Origin of the sequence: Sphingomonas sp. UYEF23 (assembly GCF_040546165.1) — a bacterium.
Taxonomy (GTDB): Bacteria; Pseudomonadota; Alphaproteobacteria; order Sphingomonadales; family Sphingomonadaceae; genus Sphingomonas; species Sphingomonas glacialis.
The window spans coordinates 117,121-141,416 of sequence record NZ_JBEPNG010000007.1 but is presented as its reverse complement, the minus strand read 5'-3'; the positions used below and the strand labels follow the sequence as shown (position 1 = coordinate 141,416).

Annotated in this window: 23 protein-coding genes; 10 read left to right on the top strand and 13 right to left on the bottom strand. The window is 64.2% G+C overall.

Going from position 1 to position 24,296, the window contains the following annotated elements:
• Positions 1-91 precede the first annotated feature (91 nt).
• Both ABIB28_RS13770 and ABIB28_RS13765 read right to left on the bottom strand, forming a co-directional pair.
• Positions 92-661, bottom strand: a complete 570-nt coding sequence (locus tag ABIB28_RS13770) for a hypothetical protein (RefSeq protein WP_354288685.1) — start codon at positions 659-661, stop codon at positions 92-94.
• Positions 661-1,911 carry a phospholipase D-like domain-containing protein gene (locus ABIB28_RS13765; protein WP_354288684.1) on the bottom strand — a complete coding sequence of 417 codons (1,251 nt, stop codon included), beginning with the start codon at positions 1,909-1,911 and terminating at the stop codon, positions 661-663. The genes ABIB28_RS13770 and ABIB28_RS13765 overlap by 1 nt, the downstream gene beginning before the upstream one ends.
• Before the next feature lie 321 nt (positions 1,912-2,232).
• Between ABIB28_RS13765 and ABIB28_RS13760 the strand changes: the two genes are divergently transcribed.
• Positions 2,233-2,784, top strand: a complete 552-nt coding sequence (locus ABIB28_RS13760; RefSeq protein ID WP_354288683.1) for a hypothetical protein — start codon at positions 2,233-2,235, stop codon at positions 2,782-2,784.
• Between the two features lie 221 nt (positions 2,785-3,005).
• Here ABIB28_RS13760 and ABIB28_RS13755 read toward each other — a convergent pair whose 3' ends face one another.
• The 6 genes from ABIB28_RS13755 to ABIB28_RS13730 are packed head-to-tail and all read right to left on the bottom strand — an operon-like array spanning position 3,006 to position 10,194.
• Positions 3,006-3,860: an HpcH/HpaI aldolase/citrate lyase family protein gene (locus ABIB28_RS13755; RefSeq protein WP_354288682.1), complete on the bottom strand. Its 855-nt coding sequence runs from the start codon at positions 3,858-3,860 to the stop codon at positions 3,006-3,008.
• A 32-nt stretch (positions 3,861-3,892) separates the two neighbouring features.
• The gene (locus tag ABIB28_RS13750) at positions 3,893-5,203 is read right to left on the bottom strand and encodes a spinster family MFS transporter (protein WP_354288680.1); all 1,311 of its coding nucleotides are present in this window, start codon (positions 5,201-5,203) and stop codon (positions 3,893-3,895) included.
• On the bottom strand, positions 5,200-6,813 hold the full coding sequence (locus ABIB28_RS13745; protein ID WP_354288679.1) for a class I adenylate-forming enzyme family protein: 1,614 nt from the start codon (positions 6,811-6,813) through the stop codon (positions 5,200-5,202). The genes ABIB28_RS13750 and ABIB28_RS13745 overlap by 4 nt, the downstream gene beginning before the upstream one ends.
• Positions 6,814-6,815: 2 nt before the next feature.
• Positions 6,816-7,676: an amidohydrolase family protein gene (locus tag ABIB28_RS13740; protein ID WP_354288678.1), complete on the bottom strand. Its 861-nt coding sequence runs from the start codon at positions 7,674-7,676 to the stop codon at positions 6,816-6,818.
• Positions 7,676-9,412 carry a tannase/feruloyl esterase family alpha/beta hydrolase gene (locus ABIB28_RS13735; protein WP_354288677.1) on the bottom strand — a complete coding sequence of 579 codons (1,737 nt, stop codon included), beginning with the start codon at positions 9,410-9,412 and terminating at the stop codon, positions 7,676-7,678. Before ABIB28_RS13735 ends, ABIB28_RS13740 begins: the two co-directional genes overlap by 1 nt.
• The gene (locus tag ABIB28_RS13730) at positions 9,409-10,194 is read right to left on the bottom strand and encodes an enoyl-CoA hydratase/isomerase family protein (protein WP_354288676.1); all 786 of its coding nucleotides are present in this window, start codon (positions 10,192-10,194) and stop codon (positions 9,409-9,411) included. Before ABIB28_RS13730 ends, ABIB28_RS13735 begins: the two co-directional genes overlap by 4 nt.
• A 145-nt stretch (positions 10,195-10,339) precedes the next feature.
• Between ABIB28_RS13730 and leuC the strand changes: the two genes are divergently transcribed.
• From leuC to ABIB28_RS13705, 5 genes are read left to right on the top strand one after another with little or no spacing between them, the layout of a single operon-like run.
• A complete protein-coding gene (gene leuC, locus ABIB28_RS13725) occupies positions 10,340-11,713 on the top strand; it encodes a 3-isopropylmalate dehydratase large subunit (protein ID WP_354288675.1) in 1,374 nt (457 codons plus the stop codon).
• Entirely contained in the window at positions 11,710-12,594 is an 885-nt protein-coding gene (locus tag ABIB28_RS13720) for a hydroxymethylglutaryl-CoA lyase (protein ID WP_354288674.1), read from the top strand. Before leuC ends, ABIB28_RS13720 begins: the two co-directional genes overlap by 4 nt.
• A gap of 9 nt (positions 12,595-12,603) precedes the next feature.
• Entirely contained in the window at positions 12,604-13,800 is a 1,197-nt protein-coding gene (locus tag ABIB28_RS13715; RefSeq protein WP_354288673.1) for a CaiB/BaiF CoA transferase family protein, read from the top strand.
• A complete protein-coding gene (gene leuD, locus ABIB28_RS13710; RefSeq protein WP_354288672.1) occupies positions 13,800-14,408 on the top strand; it encodes a 3-isopropylmalate dehydratase small subunit in 609 nt (202 codons plus the stop codon). Before ABIB28_RS13715 ends, leuD begins: the two co-directional genes overlap by 1 nt.
• A gap of 4 nt (positions 14,409-14,412) precedes the next feature.
• Positions 14,413-15,273 (top strand): isocitrate lyase/PEP mutase family protein, encoded by an 861-nt coding sequence (locus ABIB28_RS13705; protein WP_354288670.1) that lies wholly within the window; start codon positions 14,413-14,415, stop codon positions 15,271-15,273.
• 75 nt (positions 15,274-15,348) lie between these two features.
• Here the strand turns inward: ABIB28_RS13705 and ABIB28_RS13700 are convergent, their stop codons facing one another.
• From ABIB28_RS13700 to ABIB28_RS13690, 3 genes are all read right to left on the bottom strand, one after another.
• The gene (locus tag ABIB28_RS13700; RefSeq protein ID WP_354288669.1) at positions 15,349-16,500 is read right to left on the bottom strand and encodes an FAD-dependent monooxygenase; all 1,152 of its coding nucleotides are present in this window, start codon (positions 16,498-16,500) and stop codon (positions 15,349-15,351) included.
• On the bottom strand, positions 16,497-18,023 hold the full coding sequence (locus ABIB28_RS13695; RefSeq protein ID WP_354288668.1) for an aldehyde dehydrogenase family protein: 1,527 nt from the start codon (positions 18,021-18,023) through the stop codon (positions 16,497-16,499). Before ABIB28_RS13695 ends, ABIB28_RS13700 begins: the two co-directional genes overlap by 4 nt.
• Positions 18,024-18,098: 75 nt before the next feature.
• A complete protein-coding gene (locus ABIB28_RS13690; RefSeq protein ID WP_354288667.1) occupies positions 18,099-18,878 on the bottom strand; it encodes a helix-turn-helix domain-containing protein in 780 nt (259 codons plus the stop codon).
• Between the two features lie 119 nt (positions 18,879-18,997).
• On the opposite strand from ABIB28_RS13690, the gene ABIB28_RS13685 reads away from it, so the two are divergent.
• The 4 genes from ABIB28_RS13685 to ABIB28_RS13670 are packed head-to-tail and all read left to right on the top strand — an operon-like array spanning position 18,998 to position 22,531.
• The gene (locus tag ABIB28_RS13685) at positions 18,998-20,101 is read left to right on the top strand and encodes an alcohol dehydrogenase catalytic domain-containing protein (RefSeq protein ID WP_502958249.1); all 1,104 of its coding nucleotides are present in this window, start codon (positions 18,998-19,000) and stop codon (positions 20,099-20,101) included.
• A gap of 9 nt (positions 20,102-20,110) precedes the next feature.
• Positions 20,111-20,959, top strand: coding sequence for an alpha/beta hydrolase (locus ABIB28_RS13680; protein WP_354288665.1), 849 nt, complete (start codon positions 20,111-20,113; stop codon positions 20,957-20,959).
• A gap of 4 nt (positions 20,960-20,963) precedes the next feature.
• Positions 20,964-21,743 (top strand): HTD2 family dehydratase, encoded by a 780-nt coding sequence (locus tag ABIB28_RS13675; RefSeq protein WP_354288664.1) that lies wholly within the window; start codon positions 20,964-20,966, stop codon positions 21,741-21,743.
• A complete protein-coding gene (locus ABIB28_RS13670) occupies positions 21,740-22,531 on the top strand; it encodes an alpha/beta fold hydrolase (protein WP_354288663.1) in 792 nt (263 codons plus the stop codon). Before ABIB28_RS13675 ends, ABIB28_RS13670 begins: the two co-directional genes overlap by 4 nt.
• On the opposite strand, the gene ABIB28_RS13665 is transcribed toward ABIB28_RS13670, so the two are convergent.
• Together ABIB28_RS13665 and ABIB28_RS13660 are read right to left on the bottom strand one after the other, a co-directional pair.
• Positions 22,528-23,286 (bottom strand): hypothetical protein, encoded by a 759-nt coding sequence (locus ABIB28_RS13665; RefSeq protein ID WP_354288662.1) that lies wholly within the window; start codon positions 23,284-23,286, stop codon positions 22,528-22,530. The two genes, ABIB28_RS13670 and ABIB28_RS13665, sit on opposite strands and share 4 nt — an antisense overlap.
• Positions 23,283-24,218, bottom strand: a complete 936-nt coding sequence (locus ABIB28_RS13660; protein WP_354288661.1) for a LysR family transcriptional regulator — start codon at positions 24,216-24,218, stop codon at positions 23,283-23,285. The genes ABIB28_RS13665 and ABIB28_RS13660 overlap by 4 nt, the downstream gene beginning before the upstream one ends.
• Positions 24,219-24,296: the final 78 nt, after the last annotated feature.

Genomic DNA, 24,296 nt, shown 5'->3' with positions numbered 1-24,296 from the left:
GATTGACGCGCTTCCCATCTAGATTGTCGCGCCACAGATATCGGGGTGATGTCGGGGCAGGTGTGGAACCGGACGCTGTATTGACGCAGATTCAGCGGCTCGCGAGCTTCACATAGTCGTTTGTGGTTACCTTTGCGGACTTGCCATTGGCATGCAGTATGCCGCGCCAATGCATCTCAACCTCAGTCGCGGCGAGGATCAGAAGATTACGGATTTCATGGCCATAAACGAGAAGCGTTGCGGGCGTAGGCTGGACCACGCGGATGATGGCTCGCAGATTGGCGATCAATGCACCGAGCTGGTTCTGCGCCTCAGCAATATATCGCCGCTCTTCGGCCGAGTTCGGTAGCCAGAGTTTTTTAATGTCCATCAAGGCGTTCGGCCGTGCTACGCGTGGATGATATCGGCCTGGAGCGTTCATCATCTGCTGAAAGGGGCCGGGATCGTCCATTCCAAGCAGCCACGGCGTCGATCGTCGCAGGCATTCCCAAATCGTTTCTCCGGACTCTGCTTCGTAGAAGCTTCCAGGGCCGGTTTCGGGATTCAGAACGTACATACGGGTCGCCGCAAAATCGCTGATCTTCCAGAGTTGCCTGCCTTGGTCGGAGCCGACGTCTCGGACGTACCAAGAGCTCTGATTTGCGCTGTGGGGCACCGTCATCAGGCCTTCGCCTTCTTCGTTTTCCAATATAGCCAATTGAGGAAGGCGTCAGTCTCGGAGAAGTTTGCGTCTCCTAGCCGCGATCCCAGCGCCTTCATTGTCGCGCAGAGATTCTCATAGCGCGCCGGGCCGATCGCTTGAAAATTAGCGTATTGCGGGGCGGCAATGCCGAGAGCTCCCAACGCTCCCACGGTGTTCCCGTTGTAAATGGCATATCTGTTCGGCGCAAATATGCAGAGGATTTCCGTTGCCATATTGATACCGACGCCTGGGATTGGATTAGCGAGCTTGCGGATCGTCTCGTAACCTTCCTGCGTCGGCCGCTGCGCCGCCACTTGGGCTGAGGCAAACAATGCGATCATAGGTTTAGCGTGGCTTAAGGCCTCAGTGCCACGTCGGTAAATGTCATCTGATCCCCAAAGATGCCGGCCGCCGTTGCTTGTCATTAAGTCACGAAGGCTTTCCTGGAAGACCGTCGTTGCACGTTGATCGATCCGGCGTTGGTTCAGCGCCACGATCGTCTTTTGAACCTTAAGCGCTTCGGCGCGTCGGCCTTTACGCTGCGCAAGGTCTGACATTGCCTGAGGGTCTGCCAGGTATCGAGAATACCAATCATCGATCACACGGAGATCAAAAGCGGCCGGCAGCGCGGCATCCCTTGCCTTCTCGAACTTCTTGCGCTCGCGCTCATTTATCTCGTGATTTGAGGCGTATTGCTGAAGAACCAGAGGATCTAAGGCCTGGTATCGGTTGCCCTCGCGGTACCGCTTGAAGGCGGCGGCGAGATCTTTGGTAAGCGCGTCTTCAGGGGCGTGTGCCACGCAGATCGAGAGTTCTTCATTCGAAACCAGTCCGCCTGCCGTTAGGTTAGCCGAACCGATCAGGCTCCGGTATTTGTCCCCTCTGCGCGTGACATACGCTTTGGGATGAAAAGTAGCAGGCGCTCTATCCGCGATCATCACGCTGCAGGCGGGGTGTCGATTTTTGAGAGCGAGGAGTCGCTCGAGCGCGACGGGTTGGGTGAGAAAGAAATCGGTTCCAATGAAGAGCTCAACAGCGGCACCGACGCGAAGCCGCTTCCCCAGTTTTGACACGAGCAATTCGGCTCCTGCGAGCTTTAGAAACGCGACCGCAATCGTGATCTCGTCTGCATCTTCGAGGATTTCTGCGATCGACTTGGTGTGACTCTCGGGTCCATTGTTTGCAATGAGGATCCCGTTCTCGGAGCGAAGGTTTGGTTTCGAGGTCACGAGCTAGACCTTGGGAGGTCATACCGCTGCGAAATCCCAGCACCACACAAGAACATTACTTCGCCCCTTTTTTGAAGGGCACTCAGTCGATCCGGGATATCAGCAGTATCGTCAGGCAGGCGCATGGGGGTTAATCGCTCGATGTGCCTGCCCTGGCAAGGTAAACTCGCTCTGTGTTCGCGGCCGTTGCATTCTTGCAGGATGTGCCCGTTGTGTCACCAGTGTCACTTTACCTCGCGGGTAAAGTGACACTGGTGATTTTTGTTGAGCCGGATGATTTAGGGGGATTCACAGCAGAATCGCTTGTGCTAGATTCCTGCTATGTTCCACCAAGCCGATCTCTTTGACCATATCAAACAAGCCCCCCTGGCTGCGGCGCCGCTAGCCGTCGCGCTGCCAGATCTTATCGAGCGAGTATCGCAGGTATCGAAACGCCCCAGATATGTGTTGCTCATTCTTAACCTGATCGCGAGGGCCGCAGGAGAGAATGGCAGTCTTGGACCTTATGTCCGAAGCGAGGCCAAGCAAGTTCCGGTACGCGACTGGCTATGCCAGGCATTGGCACCGCTGGCCAATCGCGACTGTCGTCGTACGGCCATGATAGCAGCGGTCCGGTCGGAGCTGATGGCAAAGGCTGACGCCTCGGAAAATACGGGCGATCTGGCTCAGCAGCAGGATGAGGAGATCGAGGCGCGCATCCTGCGATCCGGTCGGACTAACGTTAGCCGGGCGGTATCGGACCTTGTACGCGCTGGATTGCTGCATCGCCATTATCAGGGGTACCGCGTCGATCATCCCAATCGGGGTGCGCAGCGCGAAGCTGTCTATACGATCGCGCCGGATGTGCGGTTGGCGTTGGCGGGCAGCTATTGAGACGATGCCAATATTCGCGGCACAGTGAATATCGGCGTTTTATCGAATATCGGTCCGACGGTCCGCGGCCAGGTCGCAATCATTAACGATTTAACATAAGATATATTATCGGACTACCGTTAACGGATTGTCAAAAGAGGAATGTCCCTCTCCGCAAAGCCTGCGGCTGGCTAGCATACGATCGGCCTCAAGGTGGCGGAATGAACGCCAGAAACCTATCCTCAAGTTGGATGAGAATTCGGTTGCCCCTCAATCAAATGATCTGGCTGGGCCTCCGCTAGGATCCGATACGCTCGGCTGACGATCGGCCGATCCAGCATTGCACCGTTAAGCGCCACCGCAGCCCCCGACGACGCTTTGTCCGCTTCGACGATGCGCCGCGCCCGAGCGACTTCCTCGGCGGTCGGCAGCAAGCTGGCATGGGTCGGAACCACTTGCGTAGGATGGATGCACAGCTTGCCGTGAAAGCCTCGGGCCTTTGCGGCGCGGACCGCGTTTTCCACGGCCGTCGGGTCACGGAAATCTATCGTTACGCCGTCGATTGGCGCTGGAGCGCCACACGCACGGGACGCTATGACCAATTGCACTCCCAAATTTGTGATGACCTGTGGATCGGACAGATCGAGGTCCAGCGCCAAATCGATCGTTCCGAAGGCCAGCCGGGCAACCCCCTCGGTCTTGAGAATGGGCTCCAGCTCCAGCAGCGCCCGAGCCGTCTCGATCAGCGCGACGGTAGGGACGAGATCGGCCACTCGGGTCAGTGCCGCGCCCTGAACGGCCTTGGGAAGCATGATCCCGAGAAGGCCGGGCTCAGCTGAAAGCGCCAAATCGCCCTCGAACCATTCGGACCCCGCTTCGTTAATCCTGATCATCGCCTCGCGCCCGGACGAGAGCCAACTCAAGGCAAGCGACCGCGCCGCCTGCTTTTGCTCCGGCGCGACCGCATCTTCGAGGTCGATGATGACGATGTCCGCCCCCGAAACGCTTGCCTTGGCGAAACGGTCGGGACGATCCCCCGGGACGAACAAGAAGCTTCGCGCCGTCTCGATGCGCGTCCGCTGTCGCTCCCGCTTCATTGCAGTTGGTGATCCTCGATGGTTGAAATGCGTCAGCCCGCGATGCCCGCTCGGTCCATCGCGCGGCGGTATGGAGCGAGGCAGCACAACAGCGTCACTGCGGACAGCGCGGCCGCGATACCTGCGACGCTCGAGATTGCGCGGCTGACGCCAAGGTCGCCGCCGAAGGCCTGTTCGGTGACCAAAGCGACGAGCGTGGAGCCGAGCCCGATGCCGGCCAGGTTCAACCAGAACAGGTAGATCGCCGAAACCTGACCGCGCATGCGGTTGGGCGTGATCTCCTGGAACGCCGCAGCCGCGCCCCCATAGGGCATCGCGCCGCAGAACAGGAACCCGGTGACGAGCAATAGCGACGCTTGAGCGGTCGGCATCAACGGCGCCGCGACGATGAAGGGCAGTGCCGCGACCGCCGCGATGATGCCGATGCGGACATTGGCGTCGCGCGCGCCATTTTCGCGCATCCGCCCCGCGAGCCAGCCGCCGAACAGCCCGCCGCATGTGCCCGCGATCGCGATTACCGGGCCATAGCTCCAGGCGACCTCACCGGGCGTCCAATGATAGGTGCGCATGAAATGCGTCGGGATCCACGCCACCGCGCCGTTCCACATCACACTCTGGCAGCATAGCCCGAGGATCAGTAGGCCGTAAGCACCACGATGATCGGCGACCTGCCGGAGGACCGCCGGAAACGAGGGCGCTGTCGCGGTCGCGCTGGCACCCTGCCGCGCTGGCTCACGCAGGCTCGCGACCAGCATTGCCACTGCTAGCCCAGGGATACCGACCAGCACGAACACCTGTTGCCACGGCTCGAAATGGCCGAGCGCGGTGTCGAGCGGCGCGAGCTGCCCGAGCAGCACCCCGCCCGCGAGCGTCGCGATGGCCGGGCCGATATAGATGGCGCTCTGGTAGAAACTGAGCGCGCGGACCAGCTGCTTGCCCTGGAACTGGTCGGCGAGCATCGAATAGGCAGCGGGCGACAGGGCCGCCTCGCCCACACCAACTCCGATGCGTGCCGCAAACAGACCCCCAAAGCTATTGGCGAAGCTGCACGCCGCTGTCGCTATGCTCCAAACGCCGACGCCGACCGCGACAATGCCGGTGCGGCGCCGCTGGTCGATCAGACGGGCAATCGGAATGCCCATCATGGTGTAGAAGACCGCAAAGGCGAGGCCCTGGATCAAGCTCAGTTGGACGTCGCTGATGTGGAGGCTCGCGCGGATCGGTGCTACCATCAGCGTCAGGATCGAGCGGTCCACATAGGATAGCGTGTAGGCGAGGATCAGGACCGCGACGACGTACCACGCGTAGATGCTCCCACCGCCCGTTCGCGTCGGGCCCGTCATGTCAGTCTCAATTCGGTCTTGAGGACCTTGCCGTTGGCGTTGCGGGGAAGCGCTTCGACCAAGGCGAAATCCTTGGGAATTTTATAGCTGGCGATTCGGCCGGTGCAGAAGCTGGCGAGGGCCTGCGCATCGAAAACCGCGCCCTCGCGCGGCACGATAATCGCCTTGAGCCGTTCGCCCCAGGTTTCGTCGGGGACGCCGATCACCGCGACATCGGCGATGTCGGGATGCGCGAACAACACTTCCTCGATCTCGCGCGGATAGATGTTCACCCCACCGGAGATCACCATGTCCTTCTTGCGATCGACGATATAGAGAAAGCCCTCGTCGTCGCGTCGGGCCATGTCGCCGACCGAGACCCAGCCGTCGCGCACTGCCTTGGCGGTTTCGTCGGGGCGATTCCAATAGCCGTTGAACAGCACCGGACCACGTGCCCAGAGTTCGCCGACTTCGTCCGGGTCGCACACCTCGCCGTCCTCGCGCCGCACCTCGGCCTCGACATGCGGAAAGGTGGTGCCGACGCAGCTTTGCTTGCGCAGTTGATGTGTAGGTCGGAGATTGCAGACGAGACCCGTCTCGGTCGCGGCATAGAGTTCGTGCAACACGGTCTCGCCGAAATAGGGAATGATCTTCTCCTTCATCGCCTGCGGCAAAGGCGCTGCATTGGCCAGGATCGAGCGGATCGGGGGTCGTTCGTATTTGGCGAGCGTCTCGGGCGGGAGCGCGAAGATCATCTGGAAGTGCGTCGGCACCATAAACAGCCCGGTAATCCCGCCGAATTTGAGGCGTTCGAGTACCGTCTCGGGATCGAACCTGTCGAGAATTTCGATCGATCCGCCTGCCGCGAGGATGCCGGTCGGGAAGCCGAGGCCGCCGCCATGATTCATCGGCGTCATCGCGAGGAAGCGGTCGTCCGGGCCAAAACAGCCGAATTCCGCCGCGCAGACGAGGCCGACGAGCATCCGCGACCTGTGCGACAAAACGACGCCCTTGGGTTTGCCGGTGGTGCCCGATGTGTAGGGGATGGTCCAGGCGTCCCATTCGTCGATCTGAGGGCGCTGTTCAGGGCTGGTGGCGGTGGCCAGGAGTGCCTCGTAGTCCGGGCCGAAAGTCACCACGAGCGTCCGCTCAGACGAAGGCCAGGGCACAGTCTCTGCGGCCGACAGGCCCGTGGGCGGCGCACCGTTGCTCGCGTCGTCCGACTGGCACCCGACCTTCGCCGGGGGAGCGAATTTTTGCGAGATCGCCTGTTCGACCAGCTCGCGCGAATCGCCGTCGGTAAATACGACACGCGCGCCGCAATCATCCAGCGCCTGGGCGACTTCTGCCGGTGCGAGGCGCGGATTGATCGTCGCGACGGCAGCCCCGGCATCGGGCAATCCTGCGACCACCTCGATGAATTCGGTGCGGTTGCGCGAGACGATCGCGACGACGTCTCCCTTCGCCACGCCCAGACCAATCGCCGCGTCGCGCAGGCGCCCGACTCGATCCGCCAATATGCAGAAATCGGTCGTTCTGACACCGTCGCGGATCGCAACCTTGCCCGGATCACGCGCCGCCGCGGCACGGATCGCCGCGCCGAACGTCATCGAACGAAAGGTCTCGGGCAACGTCACCGCGGCAGCTTCGTGAAGACCGCCAGCGCGTTCTCGCGCATCATCCTCGCATGGCTCGCGGGTCGCATACCCAGCTCCGCTACTTCGGCCACCGCGCGCTCGGGGTCAATCACGGGCCAGTCGGTGCCGAACAGCACCTTGTGGCTGCCATAGCTGTCGGCATAGCGGACATACTGCTTGGGCCAGTGCTTGGGCGCATAGGCGTCGCCGGCGGTGTAGATGTTGGGATGTTTCCAGCACATCGCGATCATCTCGTCGGTCCAGGGGACGCCGATGTGGATGCCGATGATCGGCAGATCGGGGAAATCGATCGCCACCTGATCGAGCAGGATCGGCCGCGCCACCGATGGGAGGCGGCGTTCCTTCGAGTAGACCAGGTTCTGGCCGACCTGCATCATGATCGGAATATCGAGCTCGCAGCATTTCGCGTAATACGGGTAGATCTGCGGAGCGTCGGGAGCACAGGCGAACCAGTGCGGATACCAATGGGCGCCGACGAACCCGTACTCCTCGATCGCCTGGGTCAGGTCGCGCAGCCCCTGCATGCCGCGCGTCTGGTCGATCCCGGCGAGCGCCGAGAAGCGATCGGGATGCTGTGCGCAGATATCGGCGATGACCTTGTACGGAATCTCCCACGATCCCTTCACGTTGAGGTCACCCGCGCGCACCGCGATCAGCAGCGAGCGTTCGATCCCGGCGCGGTCCATCTTCTTCAGATACGCGTCGATCGAAACGCCGTTGAACATTTCCGGCGGCATCCGCACCTGCCGCTTGAAGTCGTCGTCGAGGCCGGTCCAGCCATTGTCGACCGCTTCTGGTGTGTAGATGTTGCAGACGATGTCGATATAGCCGGCCATTAGTTGAGCGCCTGTTCAGCTTGGAGGCGACGGACGGCTTCGCGGCCGACCGACGAGGTCTGGAGCGGCGCGATCGCGTCGAGCGCCGCCGCCTGCGCGGCCGGGGTCGCGTCGCTGCGATAGAACAGCTCCCACGCCCCCTTCTCCACCGCGTTGAGGATGCTCCCGCGCGGATACCCCGCGCTGGCGGCGGTCCGCTCGGCGAGCGTGAGCGTCTCCGCCAGCCGGACGTCTAGCGCGCGCGTATCGCGCGCGGTCACGACATCCTTACCGACCATGACGTCTCCCTTGGGATAGGCCTGATGATTGCGTTCAAACGCGTAATATTTGCGATCGAGATGCGGCAGGCCAACGCCGAAAAAGTCGAGCGGCGCGCCGGCAACGACGTGGACGCCGCGCAACTTGTCGGGCGCAGGGCCGCCCTCGGTCCAGTCAGTGATCGCGCCCATATAGTCGATCGCGGTCGCGCCTTCGCCACCCGCACAGTGATCCATGCCCGGCACCATGAAGAGGCGCGCGAAGGTCCGCGTCGCCGCGGGCCCGTCCATCGTCTTGGTCATCGTCTCGTAATAGTCGACCGTCGGCGGCGCCATCACCGACTGGTCGGACCAGCCCTGGACGAGGATCAGCTTGCCGCCATTCGCCTTGAACGGGCGCAGATCTGGGTTGTTGGGGTTGACCATCGACTCGATCGTCGCCTGATCGCCGCGCCCGACGCCCAGATCGAAAATCGGCTTCCACGCCTCACCCGGGAGCGGGGCATTGCGGATGTAATTGCCGATCCAGTTGAGTTCGGACCCCTTCATCGCGCCGCGCCACTCATACATTCTGTGCAGCATCCCGATCTGCTGCGACGTCAGGCAGCCGCGGATGTCGCTGGTCTTGCAGGCGAGATCCTCGGGCTTCCAGCGGCACGTCCGCGGATCGCCGATGAGCCCATCCTTGATCCCGTCATTCCCGTCGCACGCATGGACGACCGCCTGATGCACCAGGATCGCCTTGCGGTTGGGCAGGATCGGCGAGCCGTCGGGATTGGTGTTGAAGGCATCGACATCCGATACCGTCGCAGCCTGCTTCAGGCCATAGGGTGCCATGCTGGCAGGCGCGATCGCGACGATGCCGTCGAAGTCCTGCGGGAAACGCTCGGCTTCTATCATGCCCTGGCGGCCGCCGGTCGAGCAGGCGAAGAAATAGCTTTTGTTCGGGGAGTGATCGTAGAAGGCCGTTGCGATCGCCTTGCCCGCGACCGCCGTCACGTGCGTCGCACGATAGCCGAAGTCGACCAGTCCCTGCAGGTTGCTGTCGACCCAATTGTTGTCGACCAGAGTCGATGTGTGGCCCATGTCGGTGATAAGACAGGCATAGCCGTCGCGCAGATGCGGTCCGCACGCCAAATCGGTCGCGACCGAACCGCAACTCCCGCCGCAGCCACGCACGAGATAGCGGCCGTTCCAGTGATCGACGGGAAGATACATGCCGAAATTGTTCGTCGGGTTCACATAGCCCGCGATCGCGCAATAAGCCTGGCGATTGAGCTTGGCGCCGACATAGGCCGCCTTGGTGACCCAGGTCGCGGCGCCCTTCAGGCCCTGGAAACGCCCACCCGCCAACGCCTCGCAGCGATCTGCATCTAGCACGATCTTGGCTGCTCCTCCTAACGCCGCAGTTTGCTGGGCGAGTGCTGGCGTCGCGAAGCCCATCAACAGCGCCAAAACGAGGATGAGCCGCCGCATCATGCGGCCTTCCAGTTCGGAACGCGCTTCTCCCGGAAGGCGGTATAGCCTTCGCGACCATAAGGCTGCGTGCGGTTGTAATGCGCGAATGCCTTCAACTCGAGGGCCGCGCCGTCGGCGACCGACAGGCCGTAACCATCGCGCATGATCCGCTTCAGCGCGGCGAGGGTCGCGCGCGGTTTGTCGGTCATCGTTCTGGCATAGGCGATCGCCTCGTCGCGCAGGACGGCGAGCGGTACCGACTTGATCGCGAGCCCGATATCTACGGCTTCCTGGCCCTTATACCATTTTGCGCCCCAGAGGATTTCCTTGGCGCGCTGGTCGCCAACGCGCCGCTTCAGTCGCAGCGTGACGGCGGCGGGAACGACGCCGGCGTCGGTGTGCACGTCGCCGACTTTTGCCTCGTCCGCGACGATCATGAAATCGCAACCGAGCGAGATCTCGAAGCCGCCGGCGCGCGTGTAGCCGTTATTCGCGACGATCGTCGGAATATCGAGATTTTCGAGCCGCGTGATGATGCCGTTGACACGCGCGACGATCACATCGAAATAATCAAGATCGCCAAATGCTCGGTCAAGCAATTCCAGGTCGAGCCCGACGCAAAAGGCGCGCCCCTCGCCCGTCAGGATCAGCGCGCGGATGCTCTCGTCGGTCTCGCAATCTGTCAGCACTGCCTCGATCTCGTCGAGCCGGGCCTCGGTAATGCCGTTTAGATTGTTGGGCGTCGAAAAGGTCGCAATGGCGATTCCGTCGACTTTTTCATGGCGTAGCGTAGTGAAGGTCATGACGTCTCCTGAACTACAATAGATACAAGCCCCATCCCGCTAGGGGAGCGCGATCTGCCGCCCTGCCCGCATGCCGGGTGCCCGTATGGCGGTTGAAGCCGTTGGCGGAGTTGCGACGAATGCAGCCCCGCAGGATGTACCGGGCATGTCCACGCTCTACGACAAGCTATGGTCGACGCACGTCGTCGCTTCCGAGCCCGGCGGTGTCGATCTGCTCTATATCGACCGCATGCTGCTGCACGAGGTATCGAGCCCACAAGCGTTCGCCGGGCTGCGCGACGCCGGCAGGGTGCCGCGCCGCATCGCGCCGTTCCTGGCGGTTGCGGACCATGCCGTTCCAACCCACCACCGCTCGCGACCGATCGGCGACCCCCAAGCGCGCGCGCAGGTCGCGTTGCTCGGAGCGAACTGCGCGGCAGTCGGCATCGACTATCTACCACTCGACGATGTGCGGCAGGGAATCGTGCATGTGATTGGGCCGGAACAGGGCTTCACGCTCCCCGGCACGACGCTTGTGTGCGGCGACAGCCACACCGCGACCCACGGCGCCTTCGGCGCGCTCGCCTTCGGCATCGGCAGCAGCGAGGCAGAGTGTGTCCTGGCGACACAGACGTTGCGCCAGAAGAAGGCCCGCACGATGCGCGTGCGCATCGACGGCGTGCTCGATGATGGCGTGTCCGCAAAGGACCTCGCGCTGTGGCTAATCGGCCGTATCGGGGCGGGCGGCGCGGTCGGTCATGCGATCGAATATGCTGGTTCGACCGTAACCGCCATGTCGATGGAGGCACGAATGACGCTGTGCAACATGAGCATCGAAGCCGGATCGCGTACCGGCCTGGTCGCGCCGGACGCAACGACGTTCGCTTGGGTCGAGGGGCGCCCCCGGGCGCCGCGAGGCGCCGGTTGGGACAGCGCACTCGCGTATTGGCGGACGCTGTCGAGCGATGGCGACGCGGTGTTCGATGCCGAGGTGACGATCGACGCGGGCGCCATCGCCCCCCAGGTGAGTTGGGGGACGAGTCCGGATCAGGTGAGCAGGGTTGACGGCGCGGTGCCGGACGATGCCGATGCAAAAGCGCTTGCCTATATGGGCCTCGCGCGTGGCCAGCGGCTTGCGGGTCTCGCCATCGATCATGTTTTCGTCGGATCCTGCACGAATGGCCGGATCGAGGATCTTCGCGCTGCGGCGCAGGTCGCGCGAGGACGGCAGGTCGCGCCAGGCGTGCGGGCGATGGTTGTACCAGGCTCCGGCCTGGTGAAGCGTCAGGCGGAAGCCGAGGGTTTGCGCGCGACGTTCGAGGCGGCTGGGTTCGAATGGCGCGATCCGGGCTGTTCGCTGTGCGTCGCGATGAACGACGACCGGCTGGACCCTGGGGAGCGCTGCGCTTCGACCTCGAACCGTAATTTCGAGGGGCGGCAAGGCGTGGGCGCGCGCACGCACCTGATGAGCCCCGCGATGGCGGCAGCTGCGGCCGTGACGGGATACATAACCGACGTCAGGACATTGAGCCGCACATGATCGAGATCGTCGAAGTCTCCGCGCGCGATGGACTGCAGAACGAGCGAGAGCAGTTTTCCACCGCGCAAAAGATTGCGTTGATCACACGCATGGTCGCTGCCGGCGCGCACCGGCTCGAAGTCGCAAGCTTCGTCCGCGCCGACCGCGTCCCGCAAATGGCGGATGCCGAGGCCGTGATCGACGGGCTGGACCTGCACGAAAACGTAACCACTATCGGCCTGGTAATGAACTTACGAGGGCTGGAGCGAGCGTTGCGGACCGCCATCAAGGAGATCGGCGCGGTCTGCGTTGCGACCGACAGCTTCGCGCGCGCCAATCAAGGGCAAACGTCACGCGAATCTGCCCAGGTTGCCGCGCGTGTCGTCCAGGAAGCGACCTCGGCGGGGCGACGCGCACAGGTAACAATTGGCGCCGCGTTTGGCTGTCCGTTCGATGGCGAGGTCGACCCTGAACGGGTTATCGCCATAGCGCGCGAACTTGCCACTGCCGGACCGGTTGAGATCGCGATCGCCGATACAATCGGTGTCGCGGTCCCGCGCCAGGTACGGTCATTGGTGACGGAGTTGCGAGAGGCAACCGGCTTGCCGATCCGAGTGCACCTCCACAACACACGGGGCACCGCTATCGCCAATGCGTGGGCCGCAATCGAGGCGGGCGCGTCTACGCTCGACGGTTCGGTCGGCGGAATCGGCGGGTGCCCGTTCGCACCGAAGGCGACCGGCAACATGGCGACCGAGGACCTGGTTTATCTGTGCGACCGATCTGGTGTGAAGACAGGATACGATCTCACGAAAACGATCGACGCCGCCTATTGGCTCGGGGAGCAGATGGGCCGCCCACTGCCGGGCAGCGTGAGTCGTTCGGGCGGGTTCCCGGCATAAGGAGGGAATATGAAAAGTGAAAATCGCGGCGCGCTGAGCGACATCCGCGTGATCGAACTGGGCCAGCTCATCGCCGGCCCCTTTTGTGGCCAGTTGCTCGGCGATATGGGTGCAGAAGTCATCAAGGTCGAGCCGCCGGTGATGGGCGATCCGATGCGCGACTGGGGCCACGGCGAGGCGAAGCTGTGGTGGGAGGTGGTTGCCCGTAACAAGCTGTCTGTCTCGGCGAATCTGCGTGTCCCCGAGGGCCAGTCCATCGTGCGCCGGCTGGTCGAACACGCCGACATCCTGATCGAGAACTTCAAGCCCGGAACGATGGAAAAATGGGGCCTCGGCCCGGACGCGCTGCACGCCATCAATCCGCGCCTCATCATCGTGCGCGTCTCGGGCTACGGGCAGACCGGGCCCTATGCCAGCCGCGCCGGCTTCGGCGGAATCGGCGAGGCGATGGGCGGCTGGCGCGCTATCGTCGGCGATGCCGACCGCCCACCGAGCCGGATGGGTGTGTCGATCGGCGACAGCCTGGCGGCGACCTATGGCTGCATGGGGGCGCTGGCCGCGCTCCATGCGCGCGAGCGCACCGGCAAGGGGCAGATCGTCGACAGCGCGCTGTACGAGGCGGTGTTGCAGGTCATGGAAAGCCTTGTTCCCGAATATGTCGTGTCGGGCCATGTCCGCCAGCGCAGCGGATCGGTGCTCGCCGGGATTGCGCCCTCCAACGTCTATCCCTGCAGCGACGGCGAATATCTGATCGGCGCCAACCAGGATGCGGTGTTCGCACGGCTATGCGCTGCGATGGGCGAGCCAGGCCTGGCACAGGATCCGCGCTACGCGACGCATCTCGCACGCGGCGAACGTCAGGCGGAACTCGACGCGCGGATCGCTGACTGGACGCGCACGCTGACGGTGGAAGCGGTAGAGGCGGCGATGATCGCGCACAGCGTGCCGGCAGGACGGATCTTCGGCGCGGCCGACATGCTCGCCGACCCGCATTTTGCGGCGCGTGAGGCGTTAGTGGAGGTCGACAGCCCGCGCTGGGGCACCTTCGCAATGCAGAACAGCTTCCCGTTTCTGTCCGAGACGCCGGGCAGCATCCGTACGCTCGCGCCGGCAACGGTCGGCGCCGACAATCACCGCGTGTATCGCGACCTGCTCGGGATGGAAGAGGCCGAGCTCGAGAGGCTCAGGACCGGAGGTGCGATCTGATGCGGTCGTTTACCCGCCTCACGGCGCGCGCCGCGCCGTTTCCTGAGGATAATGTCGATACCGACATCATCGTCCCCGCGCGCTTTTTGCTCATCACTGAGAAGAAGGGTCTCGGCCGCTACGCCTTCTACGAGCGGCGGCATGACGTTACGGGCCATAGCCAACCCGATTTCTTCCTGAACCAGCCACGCTACGCAGGCGCCGAGATCCTCGTCGCAGGAGCGAATTTCGGCTGCGGATCGAGCCGCGAACATGCACCATGGGCCCTCGCCGATCTCGGCTTTCGCGCGATCATCGCGCCGAGCTTCGGCGACATCTTTACCAGCAACTGCATCAAGAACGGCATGCTGCCGGTCACGATCACCGACATTGCACCGTTCATCGCCGATGCCGAGGCAGGCCGGCCGATCACGATCGATCTCGTCGCAAAGCTGATCGAGCGGACAGAGGGCATGTCCGCCACCTTTGCGATCGACGAGGGCGCGCGCGAGGCCCTGCTCAACGGCTGGGACGATATCGAGACGATCCTGGGACGGCACGGCAAATCGATCACCCGGTTCGAACAGCGCCAGCACACACACCAGCCTTGGCTCTGGTCAGAAGGATAAAATCATGGCTTCTCCTCTCCTCCGCGAACGGCTCGCCTCCGGACAGTTTATCTCCGCCCCCGGCATTCAGGACATGATCGGCGCCGTTGTTGCCAACAAGGTCGGCTTCGATGTGGTCTATGGCAGCGGCTACTGGCTGACCGCGTCAGCCCTCGGACTTCCCGATGCCGGCATCGCGACCTACACACAGATGCTCGACCGGATGGCGACGCTGGTGCAGAGCAGCGACGCCGCGGTCATTGCCGATGCCGATACCGGCTACGGCGGACTGCTTAACGTCCATCATACGGTGCGCGGCTATGAAGACGCGGGCATCGCCGCGATCCAGCTCGAGGATCAGGAGTTTCCCAAGAAGTGCGGTCATACGCCGTTCAAGCGGGTCATCTCCACGGAGGATATGGTCGACAAGATTCGCGTGGCCTGCGATGCGCGCAAGGATAACGACTTCCTGATCATCGCGCGTACCGACGCGCGTGCCGGTGAGGGTCTCGACAGCGCGATCGCCCGCGCCCGTGCCTACGGCGATGCGGGGGCGGACGTGCTGTTCGTTGAGGCGCTGGAGAGCGAGGACGAGATGCGCCGCGCGTGCGACACGATCGATCGCCCGATAATGGCGAATATGTCGAATGGCGGCCTGACGCCGATGCGCACAGCTAGCGAACTAGCCGATATCGGTTTCGCGCTGGCGATCTTCCCGGCGATGACTAGCCTCGTCGCAGCGGCGGCAATGGAACAAGCGCTACGCCGACTGAAGGCCGACGGCGAGGGCCATCCGGCCGAAATGCCGATCTTCGACTTCAAGGAATTCTGCGGCCTGATCGGGTTTCAGGACGTGTGGGACTTCGAGAACAAATGGGCGCGATGACAGTCGATTGGGTTGGCGCTGGCTGTCCGGTCTAACCGGGCTTCGCCACCGCTAGCGTTCACGTAGGCGCGACGCTTACATCACCGCCGTCACCGGATCATAGGCCATGATTGCCGGATCGGCCGCGGGCGCCGCAGTGTGCCGATAATCGTCGGGGTTCCGCGCCTGGGTCAGAATCCCTTGCTCGACCGATTTTGCCTGGATCAGCGTGGTGCGTGGAATGCGCGCCGCCTCGTAGCGGGCGAAGGCCGGGGCGACGTCGCGCTCCGCTTCAAGGGCGCGCGCGAGGACCATCGCATCCTCTATTGCCATCGCCGCGCCCATGCCCAAGAACGGCAGCATCGCGTGCGCCGCATCGCCGAGCAGGGTGACGCGGCCTTTGCTCCACGCAGGCAGCGGAGCGTGGTCAAAGATGCCCCATTTGATTAGCCGTTCGGCGACGCCCATCATCCCGGTAACGGACGGCTGCCACCCCGCGAAGGTCGCCTGTAATTCGTCGCGCGTCGCGGGTGTCGACCAACCTTCGTCCACCCAGGCATCGGTCGCGGCGATGCCGACGCAGTTGATCACCTGGCCTGATCGCAAGGTGTACCGGTTGAAGGTCCGCTGCGGCCCGAGGAACACCGCCCCGCGGCCGTGCTCGAGGAACGGCTCGGCGAAGGGGCGACCGACCAGGAAACGATAGGCCATCTGCCCGGTGAAGCGCGGTGCGGTCTCACCCCACAGGATGGAGCGCGCGATCGACCGCACGCCGTCTGCGGCGATCAACGCGTCCCCCTCGGCGCTGCTGCCATCGGCGAAGCGCGCTCGGACGCCGTGCGCGGTTTCCTCGATGCCAACCAGGCGATGGTCGAGGTGCAACGGACCGCCGAACGCCGTGGCGAGCACGCCGTGAAGGTCGGCGCGGTGGCATTGCCGCGAGACGTCAGCGGTTCCGTCGTCGGGAAGGCCGATGCCGTGATCGAGCGTGCCGGCGAGCAGCGCTCCGGTGCGGTAATGTAGGAAGGGAAAACCGGAAGAGGGCGTCGAGAAGCGCGCGACCTCGTCCTGCACGCCGATGTGGCGGAAGACGCTCTGCGCGCCGCGGCTGACGGTCAGCCCTGCGCCTACCTCGCCCAGTTGCGGCGCTGCCTCATGCACCTCGACCGCGAAACCGGCCTTGCGAAGCGCCAGTGCGGTGGTCAGTCCGCCGAGGCCCGCGCCGATTACCAGGATCCGCGCGCTCACAGCTTTGGCCCCAGATTGATGCTGATTGCCTTGGTCTTGAGATAGCCGTCGAGCCCCTCGCGGCCGAATTCGCGGCCCCAACCCGACTGCCGGTTGCCGCCGAACGGTGTCTCGGCACTCATCGCGGCATGGATGTTGATGCCGACCTGGCCCGAGTCGACCCTTTTGGCGACGCGCAGGGCGCGCGTGACGTCGCGCGTCCACACCGACCCCGACAGGCCGTACGCCGTGCCATTGACCGCATCGATCACGCCCTCTTCGTCACTGAAGCGGATCGCGACGAGCACCGGGCCGAACACTTCTTCCTGCTCGATCCGCATTCCCGCGGTCACGTCGGTGAACAGCGCCGGGCCGAGAAAGTGCCCGGGCCCGTCAATCAGCTCGCTCTCGAGCAGCGGGATCGCGCCCTCTGCCTTGGCGATCGCCATATATTCGAGCACGCGCGCTTTCTGTCGCGCCGAAATGAGCGGGCCGAGCACCGTATCGGAAGCGAGGCCGTCACCGACCTTGAGCGTCCTGGCATAGGCCGCGACGCCTTCGGTCACCTGGTCGTAAATGTCGGCGTGAACGAACAGGCGAGACCCCGCCATGCATTGCTGGCCGGTCGAGAGGTAGCACGCCATCGCCGCCGCCGGGATCACCGCGTCGAGATCTGCATCGGGAAAGACGATGACCGGCGACTTGCCGCCGAGTTCGAGGCTTACCTTCTTGAGGTTACCGGTTGCGGCCTCGACGATCTTGCGGCCGACCGCCGTCGAGCCGGTGAAGGCGATCTTGTCGATATGCGGATGCGCCGCCATCGCCGCGCCAATGTCCTCGCCGTGGCCGTGGATCAGGTTGAACGCGCCGGCGGGGCCGCCTGCCTCCAGCCAAAGAGCGGCGAACAACTCGCCAACCAGCGGGGCAAGCTCGGCAGTCTTGAGCACAACCGTGCACCCGGCGGCCAAAGCCGGGGCCATCTTAAGCGCGATCATCCCCGGAGGCGCGTTCCACGGCACGATCGCACCGACCACCCCGATTGGATCGCGGACCGTCGCGACCAGAAAGTCGAGATTGGGCCGCGCGGTCAGGCTCGGCTGAAAGCTGTCGCCGGTGATCTTGGTCGCCCAGCCAGCGTAGTAGCGGAACAGCTCTGCCGCGAGATGGCGCACCACCATCGTCGACGATGTCAGCGGCGATCCGTTGTCGAGCGTCATGACTTCACCGATCAGCTCCGCGCGCTCGTCGAGCAGGTCGGCAAAACGGCTGAGAAGCACGCCCCGGTCGCGACCACTCATCCGCCCCCAGTCGCCGTGCAGCGCCGAGCGCGCGGCGCTGACCGCCTGATCGAGCTGGTCGAGCGAGGCGGCGCGTACCTCGGCGATGATCTCGCCGCGCGCCGGATTCTCGACCGCGATGCTGCGGCCTTCGCCGGCGACCCAGTCGTTGCCGATCAGCAGGCGGTGCGATCCTTCGAGAAAGACGCGCGCCGCGGCGCTCGGTTCACGGGGCGGGGCGGAAGCGGGGCTGATCAGGGTGGCCATATGGTGAGATGACGACGACAGGTCGGTCCGCGCCATCCAGCGTCGGTCGGGCAACCGACATCCGGGGCGTGGACGTCACAGCATCGGCATTGGGTCCTTCTGGAACGCGAGGCGTTCGATCTCGGCCGCCATGCACTTGAGCCGCGGCACGAACTCCTTGATCACCTGCTCGTGCGTCAGCCCGCGCGCCATGAACACCATCAGCAGCACCGCTTTCACCCGCCCCTGGTCAAGGATCGGCACGCTGACGCTGCGTTCGCGTCCGAGGTCGAGCCCGAAGCTGTAGCCATGCTCCCGCGCCTGGTCGATTGCATAGGTCAGCCGGTGCTCCTCGCGCGCCGGCTCCTGTGCGGGGTCGTCCGAATCGCGCAATATGCGCAGCATTATGTCGCGCTGTTCGGCGTCGAGGAAAGCGAGGTGGACGATACCGCTCGACGAGACCGCCATCGCGATCTCTGACCCGATATGGCGGCGATGCAGGCTGAGCGACGTCACCGGATCGGTGGTCAGGCGCAACCGCATATATTCGCCGGCAGCCGTCGCGATGCATAACGGCCAGCCGATTTCGCGCGTTGTCTCGAACAGCATGGGCGCGGCGACGTGCGCGATCCAGCTATCGTCAGAATAGCCGCCCGATAAGGCGCGCACCCGATCGGTGAGGTAGAAGCGCTTAGTCTGTGGGTCGCGATCGACAAACCCTTCGGCAAGCAATGTCATCAGCACCCGCTCGGCCGTGGTGCGCGGCAGGTCCAGACCGCGACTGAGTTCGGAGATCGCGAGCGATCCTTGCGCGTTGATGAGGATCATCGCCTTCAGGCCGCGCTTGAGCGATTTGAGTTCTTGGTCTGCGTCCACGAACGCCATGATGTTGCGGTCGCGTCGGATTGGCAAGCTTGCCGGATGCGCAACCCTGTATGCGCAATTCGACATGGCGCCGGCGCCCGCGAGCGATCACGATCGGATATGGAGCAAACATGCAGACTATAGCAGCCACGTTAGACACGATCGGGCATCACGCGCCGTTCGCCGGATCACGCCCGCTGCGGCTTGCCACGCTCGAGCTCGATCCGCCGCGGCCAGGGGAGTTGCTGGTACGGATCGAGGCGGCAGGACTGTGCCATTCTGACCTCTCGGTCATCAATGGGGACCGCCCACGCCCGATGCCGATGGCGCTGGGGCATGAGGCCTGCGCGACGATCGAGGCACTGGGCGATTCTAACGACCGGGTCTTCGCGGTCGGCGACCGGGTTGTTCTCGCGTTTCTGCCGGCCTGTGGCGAATGTGTGCGATGCATCTCCGGCGAAAGCTATATGTGCCCGAACGGCGCCGCGGCAAATGGCAAGGGCGAGTTGCTCGGCGGCGGCTTCCGACTGCACGAAGCCGGCGCCGACGTGCACCATCACCTCGGCGTTTCCGCTTTCGCGCAGCATGCCGTAATCGACCGACGCTCGGCGGTTAAAATCGATGACGACGTGCCGCCGGAGATTGCCGCGCTGTTCGGCTGTGCGGTGCTGACCGGGGTTGGCGCTGTGCTGAACAGCGCGCAGTTGCGCACCGGTGAAAGCGTGGCAATCTACGGATTGGGTGGTGTCGGCTTGGCCGCGTTGCTGGGCGCGGTGGCGGGCGGCGGTAACCCGATCGTCGCGATCGATCCGATGCCGGAAAAGCGCGCGCTAGCCCTCGAACTCGGCGCCGCGGCGGTGTATGCGCCAGGCGAAGAGGACGGTATCACGCCGCCTGACCTGGTGGTCGAGACGGTCGGCAAGGCCGCCGTGCTCGAGCGGGCCTATGCGCTCGCGCGGCGCGGCGGCCGCGTCGTGACGGTCGGTCTTCCCAACCCGGCCGAACGCTTCTCGATTCCCGCGGTCAGCCTGGTCGGCGACGGCAAGACGATCATCGGCAGCTATCTCGGCAGCAGCATCCCGGCGCGGGACATCCCGCGCTACATTGCGCTGTGGCGCGCAGGGCGCCTGCCGGTCGAACGCCTGCTCACCTCCGTCTCGCCGCTTTCGGACATCAACGCGCTGTTTGATACGCTCGCCGCCGGCCAGGCCGTGCGACAAGTCGTCATCCCCTGAGGAGCTAAAATGGTTATCGCGACTGATCTGTTCATCCAAGGTCCGGCCGGCAAGCTGTCGGTCCGCACCAAGGGGCTGGAAGCGAAGCCCCGGCACGTCGTCATCCTCGTCCAGGGCGCGAACCTGTCGGGGCAACTGGGCTATGATTTCGGCTTCGACGGACGCGACGACTATTCGTTCATGGAGGCGCTGGTCGCGCGCGGCTTCGGCGTCGTGACCTTCTCGATCCGGGGCTATCGCGACAGCGAACTCGACGGCCATCCGCACGGCGTGCAGACGCCGCAAGCGATCGAAGACACCGCCACCGTCATCGACTGGGTGATCGCCCAAGGTTATGAGCGGCCGCATCTGCTCGGCTGGTCCTGGGGTGGACGGATCGTGGCGCGCTATGCCGAAACCCATGGCGACAGGATCGGTCGGATGGTGATGCTCGATCCCGCGATCGGCGGCGGCCATATCGTGCCGTTCCCCGAGAAGGACGATTGGTGGGCGAACACGGCCGCCTATTTTCGCGACCGGCTCGAACTGGAGTTCATGGAGCCCGCCGCCCACGAGGCGCTGGCGACGCAGGCCGAGGCGCACGAACCGCGTTCGCCCAACGGCATCCGGGTCGAGAATGCCGAAGGCAGCGTCGCCGCAGTCGCCGACCGGATCTCGGTGCCGACGCTGATGCTCTATGGCTTCGCCGCCGGCATGCAGAATTACATGCAAGGCGGCTCGGGCCGCGCCGATTTCTTCGAACGGCTGGCGACGAAGGACAAGGCGCTCGTGATTGTGCCCGACGGCGGCGATTACGGGCATCTCCAGAATGCCCGCCACCGGATGTGGAAGACGATCGCCGATTTCCTCGGTGGCTGAAGACGTGACGGCGTGGATCGGCCGGACACTCGAGGCGGCAGAGCAGGTCGTCGTCGCCCCGCTGCGCCGGCTTGCGGCAACGCTCGACCATGACGGCGCGCAGTGGCCGCCCGGAATGCTGCCCCCGCTTGGCCACTGGCTGTTCCACCTGCCCGACGCGCCGCACGCGACGCTGGGGGCGGACGGACATCCCGCCAAAGGCGGCTTCCTGCCGCCGATCCCCTATCCCCGGCGGATGTGGGCTGGCGGCCGGCTCCGCTTTCTCGAGCCGATTCCGATCGGCGCGACGCTGGTAAAGCGCACGACCATCGCGGCGATCACCGAGAAGCGCGGCATGACGGTGTTGACGCTGCGCCACGATCTGTCGGTGGACGGCGTGGCAGTGATCGAGGAGGAGCAGGACCTCGTCTATTTGCCAGTCTCCGCGCCGACGCCCCCCAAGCCGGTCGATCGGCCGCCGGCGGAGCGGGAGCGACGCATGCTGGCCGATCCGGCGCTGCTGTTCCGCTTCTCCGCGCTGACCTTCAACGCGCACCGTATCCATTACGATCTGGCCTATGCCCAGCGTGTCGAGCTGTATCCCGCGCTGGTCGTGCACGGGCCGCTCCAGGCGATGCTGCTGATGGATCAGGCGCTGGGCGAAGGGGCAGTGCCGACGCGTTTCGAGTTCCGGGCGCGTTCGCCGCTCTATGCCGGCCGGAGCTTCACGCTCGCCCGCGCCGGCAGCGATGCCTGGATCCGCGACGATGAGGACACAATCACGATGACTGCGACTCTCGCATGATCCGGCGCCGCTATATCGACGGACGCTACGGGCAGGTGCACCTTCGCGAGAATACCCCGCTTGGCGAGCCGCCGCTCGTCTGCCTGCACGCGACCGCTTACTCATCGCGCAGCTTCTCCGCGCTGTTGGCGGTGCTCGACGGCAAGCGACACGTCATCGCGCTCGATACACCCGGCTACGGCGAATCGGATGCGCCGGACGGTCGGATCGGAATCGAGGCCTATGCCGAGTCGATCGCCGAGGTTTGCCCCGATCGCTTCGAGCTGTTCGGCTATCATACCGGCGTATCGATCGCCGCGGAAATCGCGATTGGGCACGCTGCCCGCGTCGATCGGCTGACCTTTATGGGCATTCCGCATTTCCGTGCGCTCGATTTCGCTGCGTGGCGCAGCAAGCTCGCCGCGCGGCACGTGCTTGGCGAGAGGCTCGACCAGTTCGAGGAGCGCTGGCGCTTCTTCGTGAGCGAACGCGCCGCGCGGCTACCACTTGGCCGCGCGTTCGAGAATTTCGTCGATGAACTGAAGGCTTGGCCACATGGCTGGTGGGCGCATGACGCCCTGTTCGAGCACGACCTCCTGGCGCGTCTCGAGCAGGTCCGCCAGCCGACCACGGTGCTCAACCCGCCGGGCCATCTCGCTGAACCGTCGCGACGTGCGGCAGCGGCGATGCCCGACGCGACGGTGATCGAGTTGCCCGAAATGCCCGGCCCCGCGCTGGATCTGTATGCCGATACGATCGCATCGCTGCTCCTGGCCAAACAGTTCGTGGGGGGGGCGGTGCCAGCTTAGCCCCAGCCCGGCAGGATGGTGTCGCCGTCGAAATAGTGCGGAAACAGCCGCTTCAGGTCGGCCCAGCCGCGCGGGTTGAGCGGAGGATCGAGCGGCGTCTTGTGCATCAGCCCCTTGACCGAAAAGATCCCCGGCCGGCCGTCCATGCCGAGCCACGGCGGTGCGCCGATCTGGAAGCTGTAGAGCCCGGTCGACGGTACGCTCGGCGCGTCGCCGGCAAGGTCGGCGGCGTCGGCGAACCATTGCAGCACGGTCCGCGAGCGCGTGCCTTCGCCGCGATCGAGGTCGGGGATGCCGTCGCGTCCCGGAAAGGAGCGGACCTTCTCCTCGACCTGCGTCACGCTGATCCGGCCGTTGTCCTCGGCGACGGTGACCGTCGCCTTGTCGAGCTGCGCGAAAGCCTGCACCGCATCGGTCAGGATGATACCGGAGCCCTCGGGACGGATGGTATAGCCCGACGGTCCCTCTTCGAAGGTCCGCGCGGCCTGGACGATCGCTCCGGTCAGCGGGTTGGTCCAGTCGCTCGCTATTTCTCCCGTGATCGCGTCGCGGAACAGTCCGATCTCCCACCACGGCACGCGGAACGCGTCTCCATCGAGCGGCTCAGCGCGGTACAGCATCACCGTCTCGACATGGTTGACGACGATCTCGGGATGCCCCTCGGCAGCAAAGGTCGTCGTGCCAAGATACCACCAAGCGGTCGGCACGTCCTCGCGCGACGTCAGGGTACGACGGTAGATGTCGGCAGCATTCATGATAATACCTCGGGTTCGAGCAAAGCATAAGCGGCGGCGCGTTCGGCGACCGCGCTCCTGATGCGGTTGACCACCACCTCGGCTTGCGGCGTGATGAGGCCACCATCGCGAAAGATCAGGCCGATCCGGGTGCGCTCCACCGGCGTCGCGCAATCGAGCGCGACCAGTCGGCCAGCGTCGATCTCGGGCTGCACGACTTCCTGCGGCAGGATGGTCAAAGCATCCGATCGCGCGACGACGTGGCGGATCAACGCGATCGAATTGCCTTTCAAGATCTGCGGGGCGACGGGCAGCCCGTGCGTTTCGAAGAACAGGCCAAAGCCACGCTGAACGCTTTCGCTCGACAGCATGGCCCATTGCGCGGCCGCCAAATTCTCGATGCTGATGTCGCTCACACCTGCCAGCGGATGACCGCTCCGGGCAACGACCCGCGACCGATTCTCCATCAGCGGCTCGATCACGATGCCGTCGCTATGATGGATCCGACCGATCAAGCCGAAGGCGAAGTCGATCTCTTCGGTCTTCACCTTTTTGACGAGTTCGAGGAAACCATCTGCGATGATCGTGACGTGCAGGCCGGGACGTTCGACATGCAGCGCGGCAAGCAGATCGGGCATCAGGTAATTGGCGTAATTCTGCGTGATGCCGAAATTCGTGTCGCCGATCCGCCCCGACTCGATCGCCCGCACTTCCTCCATCGATCGCGCCACTTCGTTAAGGATTACTCGCGCGCGGCGGATGACGGTGAGGCCGTAGATCGTCGGCTCGACGCCTTTGGGGCCGCGCGTCAGCAGCGGCACGCCGAGCCGATGCTCGAGACTCTTGAGACTCCGGCTGAGGCCGGATTGCGAAATATACGCCTTGTCGGCGGCCTTGAGCAGGTTGCGGTTCTCGACCGCGGCGATCAGATGGCGTAGCTGCTGGATTTCCATGGCATCCTCCGATCCATGTCGCGTGACATGCATGTTACGCAAGGATGACATGCTTTCGGTGCGTTTCCCGCAAGATCA